Annotated in this window: 18 protein-coding genes; 9 read left to right on the top strand and 9 right to left on the bottom strand. The window is 68.1% G+C overall.

Features of this window, described 5'->3' with window-relative positions:
• Positions 1-178: 178 nt before the first annotated feature.
• Genes hutU through hutI form a run of 4 tightly spaced genes read right to left on the bottom strand, consistent with a single transcriptional unit; the run spans position 179 to position 5,455 of the window.
• The gene (gene hutU, locus C1931_RS12260) at positions 179-1,846 is read right to left on the bottom strand and encodes a urocanate hydratase (protein ID WP_108756555.1); all 1,668 of its coding nucleotides are present in this window, start codon (positions 1,844-1,846) and stop codon (positions 179-181) included.
• Positions 1,843-2,697 (bottom strand): N-formylglutamate deformylase, encoded by an 855-nt coding sequence (hutG, locus tag C1931_RS12255; protein ID WP_108756554.1) that lies wholly within the window; start codon positions 2,695-2,697, stop codon positions 1,843-1,845. The genes hutU and hutG overlap by 4 nt, the downstream gene beginning before the upstream one ends.
• The gene (gene hutH / locus C1931_RS12250) at positions 2,694-4,235 is read right to left on the bottom strand and encodes a histidine ammonia-lyase (RefSeq protein WP_108756553.1); all 1,542 of its coding nucleotides are present in this window, start codon (positions 4,233-4,235) and stop codon (positions 2,694-2,696) included. Before hutH ends, hutG begins: the two co-directional genes overlap by 4 nt.
• Positions 4,232-5,455 carry an imidazolonepropionase gene (gene hutI / locus C1931_RS12245; RefSeq protein ID WP_108756552.1) on the bottom strand — a complete coding sequence of 408 codons (1,224 nt, stop codon included), beginning with the start codon at positions 5,453-5,455 and terminating at the stop codon, positions 4,232-4,234. The genes hutH and hutI overlap by 4 nt, the downstream gene beginning before the upstream one ends.
• Before the next feature lie 67 nt (positions 5,456-5,522).
• On the opposite strand from hutI, the gene C1931_RS12240 reads away from it, so the two are divergent.
• The 4 genes from C1931_RS12240 to C1931_RS12225 all read left to right on the top strand — a co-directional run bounded on the left by C1931_RS12240 (position 5,523) and on the right by C1931_RS12225 (position 8,415).
• Positions 5,523-6,893 (top strand): formimidoylglutamate deiminase, encoded by a 1,371-nt coding sequence (locus C1931_RS12240; protein WP_108756551.1) that lies wholly within the window; start codon positions 5,523-5,525, stop codon positions 6,891-6,893.
• Positions 6,894-6,937: 44 nt separating this feature from the next.
• A complete protein-coding gene (gene hutC, locus C1931_RS12235) occupies positions 6,938-7,666 on the top strand; it encodes a histidine utilization repressor (RefSeq protein ID WP_108756550.1) in 729 nt (242 codons plus the stop codon).
• Between the two features lie 147 nt (positions 7,667-7,813).
• The gene (locus tag C1931_RS12230; protein WP_325051584.1) at positions 7,814-8,014 is read left to right on the top strand and encodes a type II toxin-antitoxin system HicA family toxin; all 201 of its coding nucleotides are present in this window, start codon (positions 7,814-7,816) and stop codon (positions 8,012-8,014) included.
• 8 nt (positions 8,015-8,022) lie between these two features.
• Positions 8,023-8,415 carry a type II toxin-antitoxin system HicB family antitoxin gene (locus C1931_RS12225; protein WP_108756549.1) on the top strand — a complete coding sequence of 131 codons (393 nt, stop codon included), beginning with the start codon at positions 8,023-8,025 and terminating at the stop codon, positions 8,413-8,415.
• A gap of 49 nt (positions 8,416-8,464) precedes the next feature.
• On the opposite strand, the gene C1931_RS12220 is transcribed toward C1931_RS12225, so the two are convergent.
• The 3 genes from C1931_RS12220 to C1931_RS12210 form a co-directional block, all read right to left on the bottom strand.
• Positions 8,465-9,484, bottom strand: coding sequence for a restriction endonuclease (locus C1931_RS12220; protein ID WP_108756548.1), 1,020 nt, complete (start codon positions 9,482-9,484; stop codon positions 8,465-8,467).
• Between the two features lie 236 nt (positions 9,485-9,720).
• A complete protein-coding gene (locus C1931_RS12215) occupies positions 9,721-10,209 on the bottom strand; it encodes a phasin family protein (protein WP_108749972.1) in 489 nt (162 codons plus the stop codon).
• Between the two features lie 80 nt (positions 10,210-10,289).
• A complete protein-coding gene (locus C1931_RS12210) occupies positions 10,290-10,565 on the bottom strand; it encodes a polyhydroxyalkanoic acid system family protein (RefSeq protein ID WP_108749971.1) in 276 nt (91 codons plus the stop codon).
• 125 nt (positions 10,566-10,690) lie between these two features.
• Here C1931_RS12210 and C1931_RS12205 point away from each other — a divergent pair, with 125 nt between their 5' ends.
• The 4 genes from C1931_RS12205 to aroA all read left to right on the top strand — a co-directional run bounded on the left by C1931_RS12205 (position 10,691) and on the right by aroA (position 15,493).
• A complete protein-coding gene (locus C1931_RS12205; RefSeq protein WP_108756547.1) occupies positions 10,691-11,500 on the top strand; it encodes an FHA domain-containing protein in 810 nt (269 codons plus the stop codon).
• A 291-nt stretch (positions 11,501-11,791) separates the two neighbouring features.
• Positions 11,792-12,877 carry a 3-phosphoserine/phosphohydroxythreonine transaminase gene (serC, locus tag C1931_RS12200; RefSeq protein WP_108756546.1) on the top strand — a complete coding sequence of 362 codons (1,086 nt, stop codon included), beginning with the start codon at positions 11,792-11,794 and terminating at the stop codon, positions 12,875-12,877.
• 51 nt (positions 12,878-12,928) lie between these two features.
• Positions 12,929-14,113, top strand: a complete 1,185-nt coding sequence (gene pheA / locus C1931_RS12195; protein ID WP_108756545.1) for a prephenate dehydratase — start codon at positions 12,929-12,931, stop codon at positions 14,111-14,113.
• 72 nt (positions 14,114-14,185) lie between these two features.
• Positions 14,186-15,493, top strand: coding sequence for a 3-phosphoshikimate 1-carboxyvinyltransferase (gene aroA / locus C1931_RS12190; RefSeq protein WP_108749967.1), 1,308 nt, complete (start codon positions 14,186-14,188; stop codon positions 15,491-15,493).
• A gap of 201 nt (positions 15,494-15,694) precedes the next feature.
• Here aroA and C1931_RS12185 read toward each other — a convergent pair whose 3' ends face one another.
• Positions 15,695-16,255 (bottom strand): energy transducer TonB, encoded by a 561-nt coding sequence (locus tag C1931_RS12185; protein WP_108756544.1) that lies wholly within the window; start codon positions 16,253-16,255, stop codon positions 15,695-15,697.
• A 118-nt stretch (positions 16,256-16,373) separates the two neighbouring features.
• Entirely contained in the window at positions 16,374-17,012 is a 639-nt protein-coding gene (locus C1931_RS12180) for an energy transducer TonB (RefSeq protein WP_108753485.1), read from the bottom strand.
• A gap of 113 nt (positions 17,013-17,125) precedes the next feature.
• Here C1931_RS12180 and serS point away from each other — a divergent pair, with 113 nt between their 5' ends.
• Entirely contained in the window at positions 17,126-18,406 is a 1,281-nt protein-coding gene (serS, locus tag C1931_RS12175) for a serine--tRNA ligase (protein ID WP_108753484.1), read from the top strand.
• Positions 18,407-18,464: the final 58 nt, after the last annotated feature.

The raw sequence follows: 18,464 nt of genomic DNA, 5'->3' as shown, positions 1-18,464 counted from the left end.
CGCAAGTTAACAGGTCGCGCGCGCCACGTCACCCACCGGCAGCGTATGGGCCGCCCGCGCTCTTGTAGAGTCGAGCTGGCTCGACTGGCCTTTCCCGGGACGGCGAGAAGAGCAGTCGAGCAAGCTCGACTCTACAGGAGCATCCCGGTTGCGCCGGGCCATGCCCGGCGACTCTCGATCAGCGCAGAATCCCCGGCAGATCCAATCCCTTCTCCTTCGCGCATTCCACCGCGATCTCATATCCGGCATCGGCATGGCGCATCACGCCGGTGGCCGGGTCGTTCCACAGCACGCGGCCAATCCGCTTGGCGGCCGCTTCGGTGCCGTCGCAGACGATCACCATGCCGGCATGCTGCGAGAAGCCCATGCCCACGCCGCCGCCATGGTGCAGCGACACCCAGGTGGCGCCGCTGGCGGTGTTCAACAGGGCATTGAGCAGCGGCCAGTCGGACACTGCATCGGAGCCGTCGGCCATCGCTTCGGTTTCGCGGTTCGGCGAGGCCACGCTGCCGCTGTCCAGATGGTCGCGGCCGATCACTACCGGCGCCTTCAGTTCACCGTTGGCCACCATCTCGTTGAACGCCAGGCCCAGGCGATCACGGTCGCCCAGACCGACCCAGCAGATGCGTGCCGGCAGGCCCTGGAACTTGATCTTCTCGGCGGCCATGTCCAGCCAGCGGTGCAGGTGCGGGTTGTCCGGAATCAGTTCCTTCACCTTGGCATCGGTCTTGGCGATGTCTTCCGGATCGCCGCTCAGTGCGGCCCAGCGGAACGGGCCGATGCCGCGGCAGAACAGCGGGCGGATATAGGCCGGCACGAAACCGGGGAAATCGAAGGCATCTTCCACGCCTTCTTCCAGCGCCATCTGCCGCAGGTTGTTGCCGTAATCCACGGTGGGCACGCCCAGCGCATGGAAGCCGAGCATGGCGCGGATGTGGTTGGCCATCGATTCGCGCGCGGCCTTTTCCACGACCTTCGGCGCGGAAACGCGCTTCTGGTCCCATTCCTCCACCGTCCAGCCCTGCGGCAGGTAGCCGTTCACCGGGTCGTGCGCCGAGGTCTGGTCGGTCAGCAGGTCCGGCTTCACGCCGCGGATCAGCAGTTCGTCCAGCACGTCGGCCACATTGCCCAGCAGGCCCACCGACAGCGGCTTCTTGGCCGTGCACGATTCCTCGATCAGGCGCAGCGCCTCGTCCAGGTTGTCGGTCCAGGTGTCCAGGTAACCGGTGCGCAGGCGCATGTCGATGCTGCTCTTGCGGCATTCCACGGCCAGGCACGATGCACCGGCCATCACCGCGGCCAGCGGCTGTGCGCCGCCCATGCCGCCCAGGCCACCGGTGAACAGCCACTTGCCGGCCAGGTTGCCGTTGTAGTGCTGGCGGCCCATTTCCACGAAGGTTTCGTAGGTGCCCTGCACGATGCCCTGCGCGCCGATGTAGATCCAGCTGCCGGCGGTCATCTGGCCGTACATGGCCAGGCCCTTCTTATCCAGCTCGTTGAAGTGGTCCCAGTTGGCCCAGCGCGGCACCAGGTTGGAATTGGCGATCAGCACGCGCGGCGCATCGGCATGGGTGCGGAACACGCCCACCGGCTTGCCTGACTGCACCAGCAGGGTCTGGTCATCGTCCAGCCGCTTCAGCGTTTCCACGATGGCATCGAAGCTTTCCCAGTCGCGCGCGGCGCGGCCGATGCCGCCGTACACCACCAGTTCCTGCGGGCGCTCGGCCACGTCCGGGTGCAGGTTGTTCATCAGCATGCGCAGCGGCGCCTCGGTCAGCCAGCTTTTGGCATTCAGCGTGGTACCGGTCGGCGCGGTGATGGTGCGGCTGGGGTCGTTGCGGGTCATGCGGCGCTCCGGTTGGTAGCGAATTCAAGGCAGGCGTTGAGCACCTGCGCCAGCGTGTGGCGCAGCGGTGCGGCGTGATCGGGGTCCAGCGGGGTGGGCCAGCTGTGCTCGTCCACCTGGTCGGGCAGCGGCTCGTGCATGTAGCCGCGGCAGGCCAGTTCCATCTGCAGCGAATGCACGCCGCCGGGGATGTCGCTGTAGTGCCGGGTGATCCAGCCGCCCTTGAAGCGGCCGTTGCGCACCTGGCTCATGCCGCTGATCTTCAGCAGGTTTTCCACCACATCGCTGAGCGCGTTGTCGCAGGACGTATCCGGTGCGCCAGACGGACCGGCGGTGCCCAGGTTGAACTGCGGCAGTTCGCCATCGAACAGATGCGGAATGTGCGAACGGATCGAATGCGCGTCGTACACCACCACCGTACCGTGCTGCGCGCGCAGACGCGCGATCTGTGCGGCCAGTTCATCGTGGTAGGGCGCGAAATACGTGTCGCGGCGGCGCGCGATTTCCGTTTCGTCCGGTTCGCGACCTGCGTGGTGCAGCGGCTGGTTGTCGAAGGTGGTCAGCGGGCACAGGCCGGTGGTGTTCTGGCCCGGATACAGCGAAACACCACTCGGGTCGCGGTTGAGGTCGATCACCGAACGCGAGATGGCCGAACGCACGGTGGTCGCGCCCATGCCGCGCGCGAAGTCGTACAGCTCGTGCACCCACCAGTCGGCATCGCGCCGCGCCAGCCACGGCGAGTGGTAGTCGCCCATCAGTTCGTGCGGCAGTTCGCTGCCGGTATGCGGGAAGCTGACGATCAGCGGGGCATCGCCCTCGTGCACGGTCAGCCAGTCGGGGCGGGCATTCATGCCTGCGGCTCCACGGTGGGCAGCAGGTCACCCAGGCCCTGTGCCAGCGCACCGCTGCGCACCAGATCGGTGGCGGCCACCATGTCCGGGTGGAAGTAGCGGTCTTCTTCCAGCGTCGGCACCTGCGCGCGCAGGGTGGCGCGCACGGTTTCCAGTGCGGCGCTGGAGCGCAGGGGCGCGTGGAAATCGCAGCCCTGGGCCGCGGCCAGCAGCTCGATGCCGATCACGTTGGCCGCGTTCTCGGCCATCTGCATCAGGCGGCGCGCGCCGTGTGCAGCCATCGATACGTGGTCTTCCTGGTTGGCCGAGGTCGGGATCGAATCGACACTGGCCGGGTAGGCGCGCTGCTTGTTTTCCGAAACCAGCGCTGCAGCGGTCACCTGCGGAATCATGAAGCCGGAATTCAAACCGGGGCGCGGGGTCAGGAACGCCGGCAGGCCGGACAGCGCCGGGTCCACCAGCATGGCCAGGCGGCGCTCGCTGATCGACCCGATCTCGCACACCGCCATCGCCAGCATGTCGGCGGCGAAGGCCACCGGCTCGGCGTGGAAGTTGCCACCGGACAACGCTTCGCCGGTATCGGTGAACACCAGCGGATTATCGGACACGCCGTTGGCTTCGATTTCCAGCGTGGTCGCCGCCTGGCGCAGGATGTCCAGTGCCGCGCCCATCACCTGCGGCTGGCAGCGCAGGCAGTACGGGTCCTGCACGCGTACGTCGTTGTCGCGGTGCGATTCGCGGATGTCCGAGCCCTGCATCAGCGAACGCAGGGTGGCGGCGGTGGCGATCTGCCCGCGTTGGCCACGGATGGCATGGATGCGCGGATCAAACGGCGTGTCCGAGCCCTTGGCCGCTTCCACGGAAAGTGCGCCGGTCACCAGCGCGGCCTGGAACACGGTCTCGATCTCGAACAGCCCGGCCAGCGCGTACGCGGTGGAGAACTGGGTGCCGTTGAGCAGGGCCAGGCCTTCCTTCGCGCCCAGTTCCACCGGCTGCAGGCCCGCGCGTGCCAAGGCTTCCACGGCCGGCAGGCGCTCCTGGCCAACGAAGGCCTCGCCCACGCCCAGCATCACGCTGGCCAGGTGCGAGAGCGGTGCCAGATCGCCGGACGCACCGACCGAGCCCTGTGCCGGCACTACCGGCAGCACGCCCTTCACCAGCATCGCTTCCAGCAGCAGCAGGGTCTCTTCGCGCACGCCTGAAGCACCCTGGGCCAGGCTGACCAGCTTCAGCGCCATCATCAGCCGCACCACGCTGGCCGGCATCGGTTCGCCCACGCCAGCGGCATGCGACAGCACGATGTTCCGCTGCAGGGTGGCCAGGTCTTCGCGCTCGATGCGCACGCTGGCCAGCTTGCCGAAGCCGGTGTTGATGCCATACACCGGCGCGCCCTTGGCGACGATGGCGGCCACGGCGGCGGCACTGGCGCGCACCACCGGCAGCGCGGCCGGGTCCAGTGCAAGCGGCGCGCCGCGGTAGACCTGCCGCCACTGGGCAAGGGTGACATGGCCGGGGCGAAGAACCAGGGTGTTGCTCATGTGTTGCTCCAGGAAGCAGGCAGGTCGGGCTGCCCGCGCACCACGCGCGCGTGCAGCGGGTTGAATCCCATGCGATAGACCAGGTCGGCCGGCGCGTCGATGTCCCAGATCGCCAGGTCGCAGTCCATGCCCACGGCCAGGCGGCCGATGCGTTCGCCGCGGCCCAGCGCGCGCGCCGCTTCACGGGTGAAGCCGGCAATGCATTCGTCCACGGTCAGGCGGAACAGGGTGGCGCCCATGTTCATGGCCAGCAGCGGGCTGGTCAGCGGCGAGGTGCCGGGGTTGCTGTCGGTGGCCAGGGCCAGCGGCACGCCGGCCGCACGCAGCGCGGCAATCGGGGGCAGGGTGGTATCGCGGGTGAAATAGAAGGCGCCGGGCAGCAGTACGGCCACGGTGCCGGCGGCGGCCATGGCGGCGATGCCGGCCGCATCCAGATGTTCGATATGGTCGGCCGACAGCGCACCGAAGCCGGCGGCCAGTTCGGCGCCATGCTGGTTGCTCATCTGTTCGGCGTGGATCTTCACCGCCAGGCCGCTCGCACGGGCCGCCTCGAACACCTGCCGCGCCTGTGCGGGCGAGAACGCGATGTTCTCGCAGAACACGTCCACCGCTTCGGCCAGGCCTTCGGCGGCGATGGCCGGAATCATCACTTTGCACACCTCGTCGGTGTACTCCTGCGCCTGTCGGCCCGGCGGCACCGCGTGCGCGCCCAGGAAGGTGGTGGCCACGTTCACCTGGCATTGCTCGCCCAGCGCGCGCGCGACCTGCAACTGCTTGCGTTCGTCGGCCAGGGTCAGGCCATAGCCGGATTTGATCTCGACCGTGGTCACGCCTTCGGCACGCATCGCCAGCAGGCGTGGGCGGCTTTCTGCGGCCAACTGCTCCGCACTGGCGGCACGGGTGGCGCGTACGGTGGAGACGATGCCGCCGCCGGCGCGGGCGATATCGGCATAGCTGACGCCCTGCAGGCGCTGCTCGAATTCGTTGGCGCGGTTGCCGGCGTAGACCAGGTGCGTGTGGCAGTCGACCAGCCCGGGCGAGATCCAGCGGCCCTCGCCATCGAAACGCGTGGTCGGGCGCAGGTGGGTATCGCTGCCGGCCGGGCCGACGTGCACGATGCGGCCGTCGGCGCAGGCCAGCACGCCGTCGCGGATGATTCCCAGGCCCTCGCCATCAAGGGTCATCAGGTGGACATTGGACCAGAGGGTGTCGACGTGCATGGCATCCACTACGCGGCTGTGCTTATATGTCTATACAATATAAGCGTCCCTTTCGGGTTGTCCAGCCATGTCTGATTCGCGTTCCCCTGCCGCTTTCCACGCCGCCCATGCCTTGCTGGCCGACGGCTGGGCCCGTGACGTGCGCCTGCAGGTGCAGCACGGTCGCATCACCGCGATCAGCACGGGGCAGGCTGCCGAAGCAGGGGATACCCGCTTCGGCATCGCGGTGCCGGGCCTGCCGAATCTGCACAGCCACGCCTTCCAGCGCGGCATGGCGGGGCTGACCGAGATCGGCGGCGGCGACGGCGACAGCTTCTGGAGCTGGCGCGAGCTGATGTACCGCTTCCTGGCGCACCTGCGTCCCGATGCCGTGCAGGCCATTGCCGCGCAGGCGTACATGGAAATGCTGGAAAGCGGCTTCACCCGGGTGGGCGAATTCCACTACCTGCACCACGACGCCGATGGCCAGCGGTACGCGAACCGCGCCGAGATGAGCGCGCGCATTGCCGCCGCTGCGGCGCAGACCGGCATCGGCCTGACTCTGCTGCCGGTGTTCTATGCGCACGCCGATTTCGGCGGCGCGCCGCCCAATCCCGCGCAGCGCCGCTTGATCCACGACGTGGAAGGTTTCGCGCAGCTGCTGGATGCGGCCAAGCCGGCCCTGGCCGCCCTGCCCGATGCGGTGCTGGGCATCGCGCCGCACAGCCTGCGGGCAGTGACCGGTGAAGAACTGAGCGCGCTGCTGCCGTTGACCGAAGGCCCCGTGCACATTCATATCGCCGAGCAGGTGCGCGAAGTCGACGCCTGCCTGGCCTGGAGCGGCCAGCGCCCGGTGCAGTGGCTGTACAACCATGCGCCGGTGGATGCGCGCTGGTGCCTGGTGCATGCCACCCACATCACCGACGACGAGCGCGCCGCGATCGTGGCCAGCCAGGCGGTGGCCGGGATGTGCCCGATCACCGAGGCCAACCTGGGCGACGGCCTGTTCCCGATGCAGGCGTTCGCGCGCGAAGGCGGGCGCTTCGGCGTCGGCTCCGATTCGAACGTGCTGATCGACGCGGCCGAAGAGCTGCGCCTGCTGGAATATGGCCAGCGTCTGAGCCTGCGCGGCCGCAACGTGCTGGCCCCGGACGCCCGCCGCAGCAGTGGCCGCTTCCTGTTCGAAGGCGCCCTGCACGGCGGTGCGCAGGCGCTGGGCGTGGCCGCCGGCCTGCAGGTTGGCGCCAGTGCCGATCTGCTGGAACTGGACGCCGCGCACCCGGCGCTGCAGGCGCGACAGAATGACGCATGGCTTGACAGCTGGGTCTTCGCTGCACGTAATGGCGCGCTGCGTTCGGTCTGGCGCCATGGCCGCCAGGTCGTGGCCGACGGCCGCCATCTGCAGCGCGAGGCCATCACCACCGCCTTTGCCGCTGCCCTGCGTGGCGTGCTGGGCTGATCGCCTCCCTGTTTGTCGAGATCCTCATCGAGACCCCCACCCCCGTGAAGGCCCGCAAGTCCGCCACGCTCAACCAGCGTATCCGCAGCGATCTGGAAAGCCGCATCCTAAGTGGAGAGTGGGCGCCGGGTTTCCGCATTCCGTACGAACACGAGCTGATGGAACAGTACGGCTGTTCGCGGATGACGGTTAACAAGGTGCTGACCGCGCTGGCCGAGAGCGGCATGATCGAGCGTCGGCGCCGGGCCGGTTCGTTCGTGGCCCGGCAGCCGCCGCACCTGGAACAGGTGGCGCTGGAAATTCCCGATATCGCGATGGAAGTCGGCTCGCGTGGCCATCAGTACAGCTACCGCCTGCTGCAGCGCGAGCTGCGCGGGGCCAGCGCGGGTAATGCCGGCGAAGAAGAGCTGGCCGGTGCGGGCTCGCTGTTGGCGATGCGCTGCCTGCATCTGGCCGATGACCGGCCGCTGGCGCTGGAACATCGCCTGATCAGCCCGGTGGGCGTGCCCGAAGTGCTGGCGGTGGATTTCAGCACCACCGCGCCCGGCAGCTGGCTGCTGCAGAACGTGTCCTGGACCCGCGCCCAGCACCGCATCAGTGCCTGGGGCGCCGACGCCGCCGCGGCCAAGCTGCTGCAGGTGGCGCCGGGCACCGCCTGCCTGGTGATCGAGCGCCTGACCTGGCGCGGCGATCAGCCGATCACCCGGGTGCGGCAGGTGTTCCTGGGCGATGCCTGGGACCTGGTGGCGCGCTTCGCGCCGGGCGGGCGCTGAGGCTGCCGATCCACGCATGGCGTGGATCTACCGGCATGGCGCGGATCAACCGCGCGTGGTTGCTACCTGTAGATCCACGCCATGCGTGGATGGCGTTCCTTCAACGGGTAGATCTGTCGCCTTGAACTCTGTCGGGGCGTGTGTACGATGTGTATCGTCTCCGACATGAAGAGCGGGGACCTTATCCGGGAGCTGCGCGAGGCGGGTTGGACCTGTTGTCGAATCCGTGGCTCCCATCATGTATTTGTGCATCCGCATTGCCCGCACATCGTTACCGTGCCCCATCCCAACAAGGATCTGGGAACTGGCCTGGTCAAGGCAATCCGGAAGCTCGCTGGACTGAAGTAGAGGCTCCCATGCGATATCCAGTCTTGATCGAAGCCGGTGATGAACACACTGCTTGGGGCGTGGTGGTGCCGGATCTACCGGGCTGCTTCTCTGCCGCGGACACGCTCGATGACGCCCTGCGTTCGGCGGAAGAGGCTGCGCTTGCCTGGATTGACGCCGCACTGGATGCCGGGCACTCGATTCCAACACCGTCTGCACCACAGAAACTGGTCGCCGACGCGGCAGGTGGAACGCAATGGATTCTTGCCTATATCAGCATTGATCCAGCACTGCTGGATGACACCATCGAGCGGGTGAACATCAGCCTGCCGCGACGGATCCTGTCCAGGTTGGATGCGCAGGCCAAGGCGGCCGGGGAAACACGTTCCAGCTACATCGCCCACCTTGCCGCGTTGGCTTGACGGCGGCGGGCGGCGCAACCATCCACGCCATGCGTGGATGGCGCACCACTCAATACGTGGCGCACTGCCGCCAGCGCACCGGCTCGTCCACGCCCGGGCGGGCGTTGAGCTGCACGCGCACGGTGCGCAGGGCAGGGTAGCGCAGCACTTCCTGGCAGACGCGCGGCCAGACCTGCTCCAGTTCGCCGGTGCGGTTGATGGCCAGGGTCTGCCGGGTCAGCCAGACGCCGCTGGCAATGCCGCTCTGGCCGGCCAGGGCGCGGGCCAGTTCGGCCTGGTAGCGCTCCAGCGTGGCCGCATCGGGGTTGGGGTTGCTGCGGCTGTCGTCGCCGGCCTTGGCGGCCGGCACCACGGGCGCGCTGGCCGGGGCCGCATCCGCCGCAGGTGACGGCGCTGCCACGGGGGCGGCTGGTGCAAGCGCTGCGCTGGAAGCGGCCACGGGCGTAGGCTCTGGGGCGGCAACCGGTGCATCGGCGTGCAGCCCCTGCAGGCTGACCCCGACCAGCAGGCCCACGGTCACCGCACCCAATGCGGAAATGGCGATGCGGCGCACGGCCTCGTGGCGGGCGCTGGCACGCACGCGGCTTTCGATGTCGCCGGGCAGGTAAGGCTGCAGCAGCGGCCACAGGCGCGGGCCGTCCAGCACTTCCACCGCCTGCTTCTCGGCGGCAGCCAGGCCATCACGCTCCACCCGCCCTTCGGTGATCAACAGGCCACCCTTGGCGCCGCCCAGGCGCGTGGCCGCGCCCAGCTCGTTCACCGCTGCCGTACCAATGCGGTAGGCCAGGCCGTGCTTGCACCAGACCATCCAGGTGTTGGGGCCGTCGGTCAGCACGAAATCGCTGCGCGGCTCGCGCGCATCCTCTTCCGCGTCATGCGCCTCGCGCAGCCCGCGCTGCTCGCTCAGCATGCGCTTGATCAGCGTGGAAAACTCACGCCAATGCATACCGGCCAGGGCCTGCAGGCCCAGTCGCATTTCCGTTTGCCGCCGCTTCACCCACCACAGGTAGACAACAGCCAGGGTGCAGATGAGCAGGGCCGACAGCAGGGCCAGAATCCAAGGGAGCATGCAGGTGCGAACGGAAGGAAAAATTCAGAAGCCGACAGTGTAAAGGCCACACTGGGCGATTGCGTCAGGGTGTTCCCGACAAGAAGCGTGATGCAGCGCGCAGATCAGCGCTGTGCAGACACGAAAAAACCCGCCAATCCTGAAGCCGTGAGGGGAGGGAACAAACGGCAGGCGAAGCGATTGGCGGGTTCTCGCGATTGTCAGACAAATTTTATTGCATTGCAACAATCTGCCGGTCAGGCGGCGCCCGGCCCCTGGTGGCTGCCGGGGGCGGGGGCATCAGTGCCCGATGCGGCACGGTTTTCCAGCTTGGCCAGGCGCGCATGCAGCGCATCCAAGCGAGCTTCCAGTGCGGCCACATCCTGCGCGGTGGGCACATGCATGCGTTTCAGCACGCCCTGCACCTGTTCGTCGAAGGCCTTCTCCACCTTCGTCCAGGTGCCCGATGCCTTTTCGCGGGCCTCATCCAGCGACTGTTCCACATTGTCGCGCCAGCCTGGGCCCTGTTCGCCGCTGCGCTCGCGGCGGCGCGCTTCCCACGCTTCGCCTTCCTTCACCAGGCCATCGAAAAAGCGGTTGCCTTCGGCCTGTGCCCGGCCCAGTGCGCCCAGCCCGGCCAGCCAGACCTGTTGTGCCGAATCGCTCAACTTGCGCGAAAAGCGCCCCGCCTGCTCGCCGAAGCTGGCGTCATCATCGCGGCGGTCGTCGTTGTCGTAAGTGTTCATCGCACTCCCGGGGAGGTTGGGCCTGCCCCGAGAGTAGCGCGGCGTTGCGTTGCTGGGCCGTGATGGCCCGGCGCCGGGGTTCAGCCCAGCTTTTCCTTCAGCACGCGCTGGATCTCGCTTTCCACCATGCCCTTCATGGCCGACAGCAGGAAACCGAGCTTGGCGGTCACGCGCACCGCGCCCGGCTGCAGTTCGATGGCACCGTCCACGCCGCTGCCGCTGAAGTTCAGTACGTCGGCGGCCCAGCTCGACTTCAGGCCGAAGCGCTCGGACAGCTTGGCGGCCACCTGTTCGATGGCCTCGCGCGCCTGCGCGTCGGGCAGGGAGTGGGCGTGGCGGACGTCGATGCTGGACATGCAGGCTCCTGGCGCAGGGCCGGGTTGTAGTAAGAGGGCGGTCATTGTGCGCATCGGCGGGCGCGGCGCCAAGCACTCACGCGGGGTTCTTCTGCGTTGGCGGTCAACCTGCTAGTCTGCGCCGCGTGCAGAACCTGCTTGTTCACTTCAGTCAACACCAACAGCCCGACCAGCCGCTGCGGCCCGGGGTGCAGCGCATCGTGCGCCAGGCCAATGGCAGCGTGCGGCTGGGCGATGCCGGCAACGGCGCCCTGCTGCTGGCCCAGTTCTGCCTGGATGATCGCGGTCTGTGGCTGCAGGTCGGCAACGGTATCCGTGGCATCCACGTGAATGGTCGCCCGGTGCGGCGCATGGCCCTGCTGCGTGCGGGTGATGCGGTGTACGTGGACGGCGTGGAAATGGTCCTGCAGGGCGAGGTGGAAACCCTGCTGCAGGCACCGGCGCCGACGGCGCAGGCTGATCCGGGCATCGACGAACAGCGCGTGTTGCGCGGCGTGGGCGGCCTGCACCATGGCCGCGGTTTCACCCTGGCACGGCCGCGGGTGATCGGTCGCGGTGACGATGCCGACATCGCTATTGATGAGCCGGCCTTCGCCGACCAGCACGCTCGGGTCGAACTGCATGGCGAGCGGGTACTGCTGCGTGACCTGGGCAGTGCCGAAGGCAGCCGGGTGAACGGCGTGGCCGTGCGCCACTGCTGGCTGCAGGCCGGTGACCAGCTGGTGTTCGACGGCCAGCATCGCTTCGTGCTGGAAGTGCCGCACGACCCGCGCCGGCGCCCGGCGCCCAGCCCGGACGACGAGGCGGCAGACAGCGAGCAGGCGCCGGTGGCCCCGGCGGCGCCGCGTCACGTGCGCCGCTGGCCGTGGCTGCTGGTCAGCGCCCTCCTGCTGGCTGGCGTGCTCAGCCTGCTGCTCTGGTTCGGCGCGCGCTGAACCCGTCCCGCCGGGCATGGCCCGGCGCTACCGCCCGGCTTACCCCGCTTCGGTAGGTGCCAACCTTGGTTGGCACGATGTCCCGGCCGCATGACCCCTGACGGCGTACGCCGACCAAGGTCGGCGGCTACCAAAGCAGGGCACGCCCCCGCTTCGGTAGGTGCCAACCTTGGTTGGCACATTGCCCCCGGGCGGAAATTGGATACGAATGCAACCAAATTTCCCTTGCGCGACAAGGCCGCAAGGCTGGTGCGCTGCGGCATACTAGGGGTCTTGCCCCACAGGTGTGACATGACGCGCGCGTTCAACTTCAGTGCCGGCCCTGCAACCTTGCCGGAATCGGTCCTGCGCCAGGCGCAGGCGGAAATGCTGGACTGGCACGGTGCCGGCGCCTCGATCGTGGAAATGAGCCATCGCGGCCCGGAATTCATGTCCGTGGCTGCCGAGGCCGAGGCCGACCTGCGCCGCCTGCTCGATATCCCCGACGACTACGCGGTGCTGTTCCTGCCCGGGGGGGCCACCACCCAGCAGGCGCTCATCCCGCTCAACTTCGCCAAGCCCGGCCAGCGCGCCGACTATGTCGTAAGTGGCCATTGGGGAAAGACGGCGGTCAAGCAGGCCGGCCCCTATGTGGATGTGAACATTGCCGCCAGCAGCGAAGCCAACGGCTATCGCGAACTGCCCGCGCGCGAGGGCTGGCAGCTCTCGGCCGATGCCGCCTACGTGCACATCACCGCCAACGAGACCATCCACGGCGTCGAATTCCGTGATGTGCCCGATACCGGCACTGTGCCGCTGGTGGCCGATTTCAGCTCGTCCATCGCCAGCGAACCGCTGGATGTGCGCCGCTACGGCATCATCTATGCCGGCGCGCAGAAGAACCTGGGCCCGGTCGGCATTGCGGTGATGATCATCCGCCGCGACCTGCTGGAGCGCGCCGGCCAGCCGCGCGCGGACATCTTCGATTACCGCTCGCACGTCGCGCGCGATTCCATGCTCAACACCCCGCCCACCTGGAACTGGTACCTGGCCGGCCTGGTGTTCAAGTGGATGCTGGCCGAAGGTGGCGTGGTCGAATTCGCCAAGCGCAATGCCGCCAAGGCCGCGCTGGTGTACGGCGCCATCGATGCTTCCGGCGGCTTCTATCGCAATGAAGTGGCGCCCTCGGCGCGTTCGCGGATGAACATCCCGTTCTTCCTGCCCAGCACCGACCTGGATGCGCGCTTCGTGGCCGAGGCCAAGGCCGCCGGTCTGCTGGCGCTGAAGGGCCACAAGGTGGTGGGCGGCATCCGCGCTTCGCTGTACAACGCCATGCCGCTGGCCGGGGCCGAGGCGCTGGTCGCCTTCATGGCCGATTTCCAGCAGCGTCACGGTTGAGCACTGAACGGCGCGCACCGTCAGGTGCGTGCCCTGCAACAAGGAATTCCAATGGCAAGCAAACCCGCCAAGAAGGCGCCCGCCAAGGCTGAAACGGCCAAGGGCAGCGCGGCCCCCAAGGGCAAGAAGACCGCCACCGCGGCCCCCACGCTGGCACCGCTGGCGCTGGCCGACGTGCGCGCCAAGATCGACCAGATCGACCGTGACATCCAGGGCCTGATCGCCGAACGCGCTCAGTTCGCGCACCAGGTGGGCAAGGCCAAGGGCAAGCTGGCCGCCGCCGTCGATTACTACCGCCCCGAGCGCGAAGCCCAGGTGCTGCGCATGGTGGTGGACCGCAACGAAGGCCCGCTCAGCGACGAACTGCTGGTGCACGTGTTCCGCGAAATCATGTCGGCCTGTCTGGCCCAGCAGGAACCGCTGAAGATCGGTTACCTCGGCCCGGAAGGCACCTTCAGCCAGCAGGCTGTGCTCAAGCACTTCGGCCGCTCGGCACTGGGCCTGCCGATGGCCAGCATCGAAGAAGTGTTCCAGGAAGTGGAAGCGGGCAACGCCGATTTCGGCGTGGTGCCGGTGGAAAATTCGGGGCAGGGCACCATCCAGATCACTCTGGACATGTTCCTGACCTCCAACCTGAAGATCTGCGGCGAAGTGGAACTGCGTGTGCATCAGTACCTGATGTCACGCAGCGGGCGCATCGAAGATATCGAGCGCATCTACGGCCACCCGCAGTCCTTCATGCAGACCTCGGCCTGGATGCGTGCCAACCTGCCGAAGGCTGAGAAGATCCCCGTGTCCAGCAACGCCGAAGGCGCGCGCCGTGCGCGTAACGCCGACGATGCCGCGGCCATCGGTGGTGAAAGCGCCGGCCACGTGTACGGCCTGAAGAAGGTCGTGACCAAGCCGATCCAGAACGATGCCGACAACACCACCCGTTTCCTGGTGGTGGGCCGCAACATCTTCCCGACCTCCGGCCACGACCGCACCTCGGTGCTGGTGTTCATCCATGACAAGCCCGGCGCGCTGTTCGATGTGCTCAGCCCGTTCGCCCGCCACGGCATCAGCATGAACCGCATCGAATCGCGCCCGTCGCACCACGGCAAGTGGGAATACGGCTTCTTCATCGATCTGGCCGGCCATATCGACGATGCCCCCATGCAGGCCGCGCTGGCCGAACTGGAAGCGCACTCGGCGCAGATCAAGGTGCTGGGTTCCTACCCGGTGGCCGTGCCCTGATTGCTGTGGCGGCCATGTGCCGCGCCCCTTGAAGCACCGCCGGCCCGCCGGCGTTTACGGAACGATCGAACGATGAGCAACGCGCAACACTGGATTGCCCGCAAGGGCCAGCCCCTGCAGGGCAGCCTGACCATTCCCGGCGACAAGTCGGTGTCGCACCGCTCGGTGATGTTCGCCGCGCTGGCCGACGGCACCTCGCAGATCGACGGCTTCCTGGAAGGCGAAGACACCCGCGCCACCGCGCGCATCTTCAGCCAGCTGGGCGTGCGCATCGAAACCCCCAGCGCCTCGCAGCGCATCGTGCATGGCGTTGGCATCGACGGTCTGCAGGCGCCCAGCGCGCCGCTGGACTGCGGCAACGCCGGCACCGGCATGCGCCTGCTGGCCGGTCTGCTGGCCGGCCAGGCGTTCGACTGCACGCTGGTGGGTGATGAATCGCTGTCGGGCCGACCGATGCGCCGGGTGACCGGTCCGCTGTCGCAGATGGGCGCGAAGATCGACACGCAGGACGATGGCACCCCGCCGCTACACGTGCACGGTGGCCAGGCGCTGCACGGCATCGACTTCGCCTCGCCGGTGGCCAGCGCGCAGGTCAAGTCGGCGGTCCTGCTGGCCGGCCTGTATGCGCAGGGCGAAACCAGCGTGGTCGAACCGCACCCGACCCGCGACTACACCGAACGCATGCTGTCGGCGTTCGGCGTGGACATTGAATTTTCGCCGGGCAAGGCCCGCCTGCGCGGCGGCCAGCGCCTGCGCGCCACCGACATCGTGGTGCCGGCTGATTTCTCCTCTGCCGCGTTCTTCCTGGTCGCCGCCAGCATCATTCCCGGTTCGCACATCCGTTTGAAGCAGGTGGGCTTGAACCCGCGCCGCACCGGTCTGCTGCACGCGCTGCGCCTGATGGGCGCGGACATCACCGAAGAAAATCCGGCCGAGCAGGGCGGGGAAGCGGTGGCCGACCTGGTCGTGCGCCATGCCCCGCTGAAGGGCGCGCGCATTCCCGAGGAACTGGTGCCGGACATGATTGATGAGTTCCCGGCGCTGTTCGTTGCCGCCGCGGCGGCCGAAGGCCAGACCGTGGTGACCGGCGCGGCCGAACTGCGGGTGAAGGAGTCGGACCGTCTGGCGGCCATGGCCACCGGCCTGCGCGCGCTGGGCATGCAGGTGGACGAAACCGAAGACGGCGCAACCCTGCACGGCGGCGTGACCCTGGGCAGCGGCACCATCGAAAGCCACGGCGACCATCGCATTGCCATGGCGTTTGCCATTGCCGGGCAGATCAGCAGCGGCGAGGTGCGCATCAACGACATCGCCAACGTCGCCACGTCGTTCCCCGATTTCGACGGCCTGGCCCGCAGCGCAGGCTTCAACCTGGCCTGACCTCGGCGCGATACCGCTGCGCTCGCCGGGCATGGCCCGGCGCTACCACCGACCGCATCCGGTAGCGCCGGGCCATGCCCGGCGGAACGCATCACCGACCGCACCCCGGTAGCGCCGGGCCATGCCCGGCGAACAGGCAATCCCGGACAAAAAAAGGCGGAGGCCGAAGCCTCCGCCACATCACGAACCCCTCGTCCGCGATCAACGCTGTTCGGTACGGAAATCCACCGGCACGCGCACCACACTGGCTACGGCACGCCCCTCATGCACGGCTGGCTGGAACTTCCAGCCCTGCACGGCATTGATCACGGCGCGGTCCAGGTCGCGGCTGCGCTCGCCGCTGCGCGACACGATGCTGGCCTGGGTGACGTTGCCGCGCGTATCCACGTTCAGACTGGCCACCACGCTGCCCTGCACGCCACTGCGCAGCGCGGCAGCGGGGTAGGTGGGCTTGGCATTGCTGGCCAGCGGGCGCGCCTCACGGTTGCTCACGGCCGGAGCGCTGCGTCGGGTGCTGTTGGCCGGTGCCGCGTTGCGGACCGCCGGCGCCGTGGTGGCAACCGGGGTCTCGGTGGCGGGCAGCATGCGCTCGCCCACCGGAGCCGGCGCCACGTCTTCCTGGTTGGCGAAGCGCAGCCAGACGAAAGCGGCCGCAAACATCGCCACAATCAGCGCCATCCACAGCCACGGCGATGTCGGCCGGTGCGGCACGTCCTGCTGCAGCTGGGGCGAATGAAGGTTTTCGTGGGTAGTAGCCGTCATTGCTTGCTCCTCGCGTCTGTAACGACGCCCCGAGTCTGGACCGGGCAGCAGTGGCAATGTGTCAGCGTTGCGTCAACGCAACCGGCAGGGTTCAGGTTGCCTGCCGGGCAGCGTTCAGTTACTGCGGCTTGAAGTCGAACGGCACTTCAATGCTGCCCGGCACGGCCTGGCCGTTGCTCTGCGCGGGGGTGAAACGCCAGCGGCGCACGGCGTCGGTGGCCGCACGGTCCAAGTCACGCGAACCGCTGCGCTGGATCACCGTTACGTTGTTCGGGTAGCCGGTGGCATCCACGTCCACGCGTACCACCACGCTGCCGGCCTCGCCACGGCGCAGGGCGGCGGGCGGGTAGCTGGGCGCGGGCGACTGCTCGGCAATCGGCATCGGCTGCGAGGTGGCTGCAGCCGGTGCCGCCGTACCCGGGGCCGGGGCGGCCGGGTCCACCGTGGCCGGCGGTGGCGGGGCGGTTTCCACCAGCTTCGGTGCCTCGTCCTCGGGCAGCGGCGCCGGTTTGGCATCGGGCATATCGCTGGAGCCCGCCGCGGCCGGCAACGGCTCGGGCAGCGGCTCGATCTGCGCCGTTTCCTGCGGGGTGGCCGTGGCCGGGTCGGCGCGGAAGAATTCCTTGTCGCGGCCGGTCAGCCAGACCACCACGAACAGCGCGATGCCCACGCCGAAGGCGATGCCGGCGATCTTCAGGGCGTTGCGCGGAATGTGCACAGTGAACGACTTGGCAGAGGACGAGCGGGGTGCAGACATGGACCAGACCAGCGTGAAGTACCCCGATTCTGCCACGCCCGGAATGAACCGGGCGGCAGAAATCCGTATAACAGGCGATAATCCCGTCCCTGTTACCCACCACGACACCTGCCATGCTTGATCCAGCCCTGCTCCGCCACCAGCCCGCCGACCTCGCCGAACGCCTGCGCACCAGCCGCGGCTTCGAGCTCGACGTGTCTGCCCTGGAGTCCCTGGAGGCTGATCGCAAGCGTATCCAGGTGCGTACCCAGGAACTGCAGAGCCTGCGCAACAGCCGTTCCAAGGCCATCGGCCAGGCCAAGGCCAAGGGCGAAGACGTGTCGGCCATCATGGCTGAAGTGGCCGCGTTCGCCGACGAGCTGAAGGCCTCGGAAGTGGCCCTGGACGAGCTGCGCGAGAAGATCGACACCATCGCCGCCGGCATTCCGAACCTGCCGGCCGACGATGTGCCGGCCGGTGCCGACGAGAACGACAACGTCGAGCAGGCGCGCTGGGGCACCCCGCGCAGCTTCGATTTCCCGGTGCTGGACCACGTTGAACTGGGCGCGCGCAATGCCGGCCTGGACGCGGAAACCGCGGCCAAGCTGTCCGGCTCGCGTTTCACCGTGCTGCGCGGCCAGGTGGCCCGCCTGCACCGTGCCCTGGCCCAGTTCATGCTGGACCTGCACGCCGGTGAGCACGGCTACGAAGAAACCAACGTGCCGCTGCTGGTCAACGCCGATTCGCTGCGCGGCACCGGCCAGCTGCCGAAGTTCGAGGACGACCTGTTCAAGACCGCCGTGGGTGATTCCACGCGCTACCTGATCCCGACCTCGGAAGTGCCGCTGACCAACCTGGTGCGCGACGAGATTGTCGACGCCGAGCGCCTGCCGCTGCGCGTGACCGCCCATTCCATGTGCTTCCGCGCCGAAGCCGGCAGCGGTGGCCGCGACGTGCGCGGCATGATCCGCCAGCACCAGTTCGAGAAGGTGGAACTGGTCTCGATCTGCCGCCCGGAAGACAGCGACGCCGAGCACCAGCGCATGACCCGTTGCGCCGAAGTGGTGCTGGAAAAGCTGGGCCTGCCGTACCGCAAGGTGCTGCTGTGCACCGGCGACATGGGCTTCTCGGCCATCAAGACCTACGATCTGGAAGTCTGGCTGCCGTCGCAGAACACCTACCGCGAAATCAGCTCGTGCTCGAACACGGGCGATTTCCAGGCGCGCCGCATGCAGGCCCGCTGGCGCAACCCGGCCACCGGCAAGCCGGAGCTGGTGCACACCCTGAACGGCTCGGGCGTGGCCGTGGGCCGCGCCATGATCGCGGTGATGGAGAACTACCAGAACGCCGACGGCACCATCACCGTGCCTGACGTGCTGCGCCCGTACATGGGCGGTATCGAAACCATCGGCTGAGCCCGGTAGCGCCGGGCCATGCCCGGCGCTTTTGGGTGGGGCATCCACGCATGGCGTG

Source organism: Stenotrophomonas sp. YAU14A_MKIMI4_1 (assembly GCF_003086855.1).
Taxonomy (GTDB): Bacteria; Pseudomonadota; Gammaproteobacteria; order Xanthomonadales; family Xanthomonadaceae; genus Stenotrophomonas.
The sequence above is the reverse complement of the archived record's forward strand: the minus strand, read 5'-3'. Positions and strand labels throughout refer to the sequence as shown.